This window comes from Ensifer sp. SSB1 (genome assembly GCF_016652895.1).
Classification (GTDB): Bacteria; Pseudomonadota; Alphaproteobacteria; order Rhizobiales; family Rhizobiaceae; genus Ensifer.
Genome location: NZ_JAEPRP010000277.1, coordinates 1 through 5,869 on the forward strand (window position 1 = coordinate 1; position 5,869 = coordinate 5,869).

Below are 5,869 nucleotides of genomic sequence, written 5' to 3' on the forward strand. Positions count from 1 at the left end.
CTTCCACTCAGCCGCGTCATAGGGCACGCCGGCTTCGAGCTGCACCATCTCGTACTTGCCGAGGAGGGCGGTCGGTGCCCAGTAATAGCCGACCCAGCCTTCCTTGCGTTCGTAGGCCTTCGCGATCGAACCATCGAGGCCCGCGGCCGAGCCGGTATCGACGAGCGTCCAACCGGCCTTCTCTGCCTCGAAGGCCTTGTAGAGCTGTGCCGTTACGACCGTGCCGCCCCAGCCTTGCGGACCGTTGAAGATCGCGCCCTTGCTCGCGTCTTCCGGATCCTTGATGAGGTCGGGATGCTTCAGCAGATCGGGAATGCTTTTGATATCCGGATGGGCATCGGCGAAATATTTCGGGATCCACCAGCCCTGGACACCGCCGTCGGGAAGCGGAGAGCCGACCTTCACGATACGGCCTTCTTCGGTTCCCTTCTTGACCACGTCGGGAAGCAGGTCGATCCAGGCCTCGGGCGCGATATCCGGTTCGCCTTTTTCCGCCATGGAGGTGATGGTCGGCACGGTGTCGCCGATGGTGATTTCGGCGCTGCAGCCGTAACCTTCATTGAGAATGATCTTGTCGAGGTTGGAAATCACCTCGGCACTTTGCCAGTTCATGCTGGCGATGGTGACGCTGCCGCAGTCTGCAGCATTGGCGAGCGACGAACCGGCGACGGTTCCAAGGAAAAGGCATGTCGATGCAAGCGAGCTTTTCATTATCGTTCCCTCGTTTGGCGGCTTTTTCTCTGGAGCGGGGCGCCGCGGACCCCGTCCCTACGACGCTAGGAGGCTTCTCCCATGCGAACCGATTTCCTGAACGCTGCCGTCAACCCGCGCGAAACGGCGATATCGAAGCCGGCCGCGCGCATTTCCTCGATGGCGGCCGCGGTGGTGCCGCGATAGTCGAGGAAAGTCTGGACGGTTTCGGCGGGACAGTCGTCCCGCTGTTCCAGCAGCCGGCCCGCCCCCACAAGGAGGGTGTTGACGGCGCGTTTGGCGACTTCGCGCGGCAGTCCATGCGCAATGGCGTCGGCCATCATCGCTTCGGCGAGCAGCGCCGGAAAAGCGGGACCCGATCCGGTAAGGCCGGTCAGATAGTCGATCTCGGCCTCCGTGCGCACTTCATCCTGACAGCCGCAGGCATCGAGGATCGCCCGTGTGATCGTCCGATCCTCTTGTCCGAGCCCGGCCGCGGCAACCCACGGTGTATAGGACTTGCGGACTTCGGCCGCCGCATTTGGCAGAGTACGGACCACGCGGTCCGTCCGATGGTGCTCACCAAGGGCATTGAGGCGGATGCCCGCCATGACGGAGATGAGAAGCTTGCCCTCGGCAACGACGTTCAGGCCGGGCCAGTCGGCCGGGCGGACGGAGATAACGATTCCGTCCGAACGGTCGGCAAGTGCCTGATTGTCCGATGTCCAGAAGGAGCGGTTGAAACGGTCGGGGCGCTCGCTGCGATAGGAGAGCGACAGGTTTTGAGGCTCGACGATGCCGGCGTCGAGAATGGCGTCGGCGATCGCCCCGCCCAGCCATCCGGCACCACCGATTATGCCAACCCTCAAAGGCCCGCCCGTTTCCATGCTTCTCTCACTCTGGTTTGTAGCCGTGCCGGGCGAAGAAGCGATCGAGCTCCCTCTGCTGTGGTGTCTGTCCGGTGTAAATCGCGATGTATTCCGGAATGCGCTTCATGCGGAGCGCAAGATCCTCCTTGGACTGCATCGAGATGTATCCGATCTGGACCAGGTAGGTCGTTCGTGCGCGAACGTCCGCGGGTCCAGCGTCATATCCGAACCGCATGAACATGCGGCCCAGCGCCTCCATTCTCGCCTGATCGGCCTCGTGTACTTCGGCCAGTATCTCGGGCGATTGCAGCGCCCAGCTGCGAACGGCGAACTCGAACTGGGAGTCGAACAAGTCCTTGTTCACCCAGCAGTCGAAGACGTTCAGCATCGCCTCGGCCAAGGACTCCGCATAGGCTTCGGATTGCTTGACCAGATTACCGGTATTCTTCTCCCTCCAGCGCGCGACGAGGGCACTCAGCAGTTCCTCCCGGTCCTTGAAGAACCAATAGAAGCTGGTCCGGGAAAGATTGAGCCGTTTGGCCAACGGCAGGATCTTCACCGAGTCCACGCCCGACTCGAGCAGGGAGTCATAGGCGGCTTCGAGCCATCCCTCCTGAGAACCGCGCCAGCCAGTGTCACTCGTCGACTGTTCCATGATTGCCTCCTAACAAATCCAAACGACCGTTTCAAGCAAAATGTACATGTGTGTCGAATATCCAAACTGTGGTGTTTTTCATTATTGACACTTATGTACATTTCCGCTTACCGTTGCGATAATTTCCCATAGACCGGAGCCCGTCGCATGTCGAACGATCCCCTGCTTCAGCCGTTTCAGTTGAAGCATTTGACCCTGCGCAACCGCATCATCGTCACGTCTCACGAGCCGGCCTACCCGGAAGACGGGATGCCTAAGGACCGCTACCGCGCCTATACGGTTGAGCGGGCAAGGGGCGGTGTGGCGCTGACGATGACCGCCGGCTCAGCCGCAGTCTCCAAGGACAGCCCCCCGGTCTTCAATAACCTGCTCGCCTACAAGGACGAGATCGTGCCGTGGATCCGGCAAATGACCGACGCCGTGCATGAAGAGGGCGCTGCGATCATGATCCAGCTTACGCACCTCGGCCGGCGCACCCGCTGGGACAAGGGCGACTGGCTTCCGGTCGTTGCGCCCTCGCACCATCGCGAGGCAGCGCACCGCGCCTTTCCCAAGAAGCTCGAAGACTGGGACATCGAGCGCATCATCAAGGATTTTGCCGACGCCGCCGAACGGATGAAGGCGGGCGGTATGGATGGTGTCGAGCTGGAAGCCTACGGGCATCTCATCGACCAGTTCACCTCGCCGCTGACCAACGAACTCGACGGTCCCTATGGCGGTTCGCTCGATAACCGCTTGCGCTTCTGCTTCGACGTCTTCAAGGCCATGCGCGAAAGGGTCGGCAACGACTTTATCCTCGGCGTTCGCTATACGGCGGATGAGTGTCTTCCCGGCGGGACCGGAAAGGCCGAAGGCCTGGAGATCTCCCGTCGTCTCAAGGAAAGCGGCCTCATCGACTACCTGAATGTCATCCGCGGTCATATCGATACGGATCCGGGCCTGACGGACGTCATCCCGATCCAGGGGATGGCGAGCGCACCGCATCTGGATTTTGCCGGCGATGTGCGCGCAGCAACCAAGTTCCCGACCTTCCATGCCGCGAAGATCCAGGACGTAGCGACGGCGCGTCATGCGATCGCTGCCGGCAAGGTCGACATGATCGGCATGACCCGCGCCCATATGACCGACCCGCATATCGTGCGGAAGATCATGGAAAAGCGCGAGGATGATATCCGCCCCTGCGTCGGCGCCAACTACTGTCTGGACCGTATCTACCAGGGTGGCATGGCCTTCTGCATTCACAATGCGGCGACCGGTCGCGAAGAAACGATGCCGCATCGGATACCGAAGGCCGCCGTTCGCAAGAAGGTCGTCGTCGTCGGTGCCGGTCCGGCCGGCCTTGAGGCTGCTCGCGTCTCGGCGGAGCGGGGCCATGAGGTTGTCGTTCTGGAGGCCGCGAACAATCCGGGCGGTCAGATCCGGCTTACGGCCCAGAGCGAGCGCCGTCGGGAAATGATCAGCATTATCGACTGGCGCATGAGCCAGTGCGAAAAGCTCGGCGTCACCTTCCGGTTCAACACTTGGGCCGAGGCTGGCACCGTACTCACTGAAAAACCCGACGTCGTCATCATCGCGACCGGTGGACTGCCGCACACAGAGGTCTTGTCGAAGGGCAACGAGCTCGTCGTTTCCTCCTGGGACATCATCTCGGGGGATGTAAAGCCTGGCACCAACGTGCTCATTTTCGACGACGCCGGCGACCATGCGGGCCTCCAGGCTGCAGAATTCCTCGCCAAGGCCGGCGCGAAGGTCGAGATCATGACGCCGGACCGGGCTTTCGCGCCGGAAGTCATGGCGATGAACCTCGTTCCCTACATGCGCTCGCTGCAGAAGCTCGACGTCACCTTCACCGTCACCTACCGGTTGGAGTCGGTCGAAAAGAGTGGCAACCAGATCATCGCCCATGTCGGCAGCGACTATGGTGGTGTTGCCAAGCAGCAGACCTTCGACCAGATCGTCGTCAACCACGGCACCATTCCGCTCGACGACCTCTATTTCGAACTGAAGCCTGGCTCGAGGAACCTCGGCGAAGTCTCCTACGACGAGCTCATCGCGGGCACGCCGCAGTCCGTCGAGCGCAATCCGGAAGGCGCCTATCAACTCTTCCGGATCGGCGACGCGGTGGCGGCTCGCAACACGCATGCGGCCATCTACGATGCACTGCGCCTGGCCAAGGATATCTGACGATGGCGCGGCTTGATGCCTTGCAAGCCTTTCTGGACGCGGCGTTTGTCGCGTTCGACCAATTCGCCGAGGATCCAAGATCACGCCTGTCCGTCACGCAGATACTTGCCCAGCTCGAAGCCTCGCAGCCGCAACGCTCGGATATTGGCAAGCGCCTTCCCGTCTGCGAACGTTATCTTGACGACGTCCTGGCCACGAAGACCGGGAAAACATCGCTCGACATGCTGATCGAGCGGTTTACGGCGCTCGAGCCAGCGCTCGAATGGAAGTGGCGGTCGGTCAACGACCATACGGCCAGCGAGAATTTCCTGATGAGCCATGCCAATGCGATGATCGTCGGGCCGGGCGGCCTGGAGGATCGAAGGGATCTCTGGCTCGGCGTGACGTTGATGGCGCCGAACGTGCGCTATCCCGATCACGACCATGCCCCGGAAGAGACATACCTCGTCCTGTCGGAGGGCGAGTTCCAGCACGGCGATTCCGAATGGTTCTCTCCGGGGATCGGAGGTTCCTTCTACAATCCGCCTGGCATCAAACACGCCATGCGTTCGGGTGAAAGACCGCTGTTCGCCTTCTGGGCATTGTTGCCCGATCGACCGAGACACTGACGAGAGGGCGTTCGGCCAAGACCGAGCGCGGGAGAAAGGTTTGCGATGAAAATACTTGTGACGGTGAAACGTGTCGTTGACTACAACGTCAAGATCCGCGTGAAGGCAGACGGTTCGGGCGTCGAGCTTGCGAACGTGAAGATGTCGATGAACCCGTTCGACGAAATCTCGGTCGAAGAGGCGCTGCGGCTGAAGGAAGCCGGCAAGGCGGAGGAAGTCGTCGTCGTATCCGTCGGACCGGCCAAGGCCGAAGAGACGCTGCGCACAGCACTTGCCATGGGTGCCGACCGCGCCATCCTGGTCGAGACCGAAGACCAGGTCGAGCCGCTCGCCGTTGCCAAGATCGTCAAGGGTGTGGCCGAGGCCGAACAGCCGGGCCTGATCATCGTCGGCAAGCAGGCGATCGATGATGACAGCAACCAGACGGGCCAGATGCTGTCGGCGCTGCTCGGCTGGGCCCAGGGCACCTTTGCCTCCAAGGTCGAGATCGGCGACGGCAAGGCAACCGTCACCCGCGAAGTCGACGGCGGTCTGCAGACGATCGACATCAAGCTGCCGGCGGTCGTCACCACCGACCTGCGCCTCAACGAGCCGCGTTACGCGTCGCTGCCGAACATCATGAAGGCAAAGAAGAAGCCGCTCGACAAGAAGACGCCCGCCGACTTCGGCGTCGACACGACGGCCCGCCTCAAGGTGCTGAAGACCGAGGAGCCGTCGGGCCGCAAGGCCGGCATCAAGGTCAAGTCGGTCGCCGAGCTGGTCGAGAAGCTCAAGACCGAAGCCGGCGTGCTCTGAAATCCGTGAGGCCCGCCTGCAAACGGCGTGTCGCTGCGCTTCCGGTGCTCACGTACGAAAGTACGTTG

General features: G+C 61.7%; 6 protein-coding genes. 3 read left to right on the forward strand and 3 right to left on the reverse strand.

Annotation, left to right across the window (positions count from 1 at the left end; genetic code table 11):
- From I8N66_RS35525 to I8N66_RS35535, 3 genes are all read right to left on the reverse strand, one after another.
- Positions 1–711 (reverse strand): glycine betaine ABC transporter substrate-binding protein (locus I8N66_RS35525; protein ID WP_291164669.1); only part of this gene is annotated, 711 nt, incomplete at its 3' end.
- A gap of 65 nt (positions 712–776) precedes the next feature.
- Positions 777–1,577: a pyrroline-5-carboxylate reductase dimerization domain-containing protein gene (locus I8N66_RS35530; RefSeq protein ID WP_291164672.1), complete on the reverse strand. Its 801-nt coding sequence runs from the start codon at positions 1,575–1,577 to the stop codon at positions 777–779.
- Between the two features lie 7 nt (positions 1,578–1,584).
- Complete coding sequence (locus I8N66_RS35535; protein WP_291164675.1) at positions 1,585–2,214, reverse strand: TetR/AcrR family transcriptional regulator; 630 nt, start codon at positions 2,212–2,214, stop codon at positions 1,585–1,587.
- Between the two features lie 147 nt (positions 2,215–2,361).
- On the opposite strand from I8N66_RS35535, the gene I8N66_RS35540 reads away from it, so the two are divergent.
- The 3 genes from I8N66_RS35540 to I8N66_RS35550 are packed head-to-tail and all read left to right on the forward strand — an operon-like array spanning position 2,362 to position 5,801.
- Positions 2,362–4,398, forward strand: a complete 2,037-nt coding sequence (locus I8N66_RS35540; protein ID WP_291164678.1) for an NADH:flavin oxidoreductase — start codon at positions 2,362–2,364, stop codon at positions 4,396–4,398.
- 2 nt (positions 4,399–4,400) lie between these two features.
- Complete coding sequence (locus I8N66_RS35545; RefSeq protein ID WP_291164681.1) at positions 4,401–5,006, forward strand: dimethylsulfonioproprionate lyase family protein; 606 nt, start codon at positions 4,401–4,403, stop codon at positions 5,004–5,006.
- 45 nt (positions 5,007–5,051) lie between these two features.
- A complete protein-coding gene (locus I8N66_RS35550) occupies positions 5,052–5,801 on the forward strand; it encodes an electron transfer flavoprotein subunit beta/FixA family protein (protein WP_291164684.1) in 750 nt (249 codons plus the stop codon).
- Positions 5,802–5,869: the final 68 nt, after the last annotated feature.

Coding starts and splice junctions, on each gene's coding strand:
- I8N66_RS35545 (WP_291164681.1), top strand. CDS start 4,401: ATGGCGCGGCTTGATGCCTTGCAAGCCTTTCTGGACGCGGCGTTTGTC.
- I8N66_RS35540 (WP_291164678.1), top strand. CDS start 2,362: ATGTCGAACGATCCCCTGCTTCAGCCGTTTCAGTTGAAGCATTTGACC.
- I8N66_RS35550 (WP_291164684.1), top strand. CDS start 5,052: ATGAAAATACTTGTGACGGTGAAACGTGTCGTTGACTACAACGTCAAG.
- I8N66_RS35530 (WP_291164672.1), bottom strand. CDS start 1,577: ATGGAAACGGGCGGGCCTTTGAGGGTTGGCATAATCGGTGGTGCCGGA.
- I8N66_RS35535 (WP_291164675.1), bottom strand. CDS start 2,214: ATGGAACAGTCGACGAGTGACACTGGCTGGCGCGGTTCTCAGGAGGGA.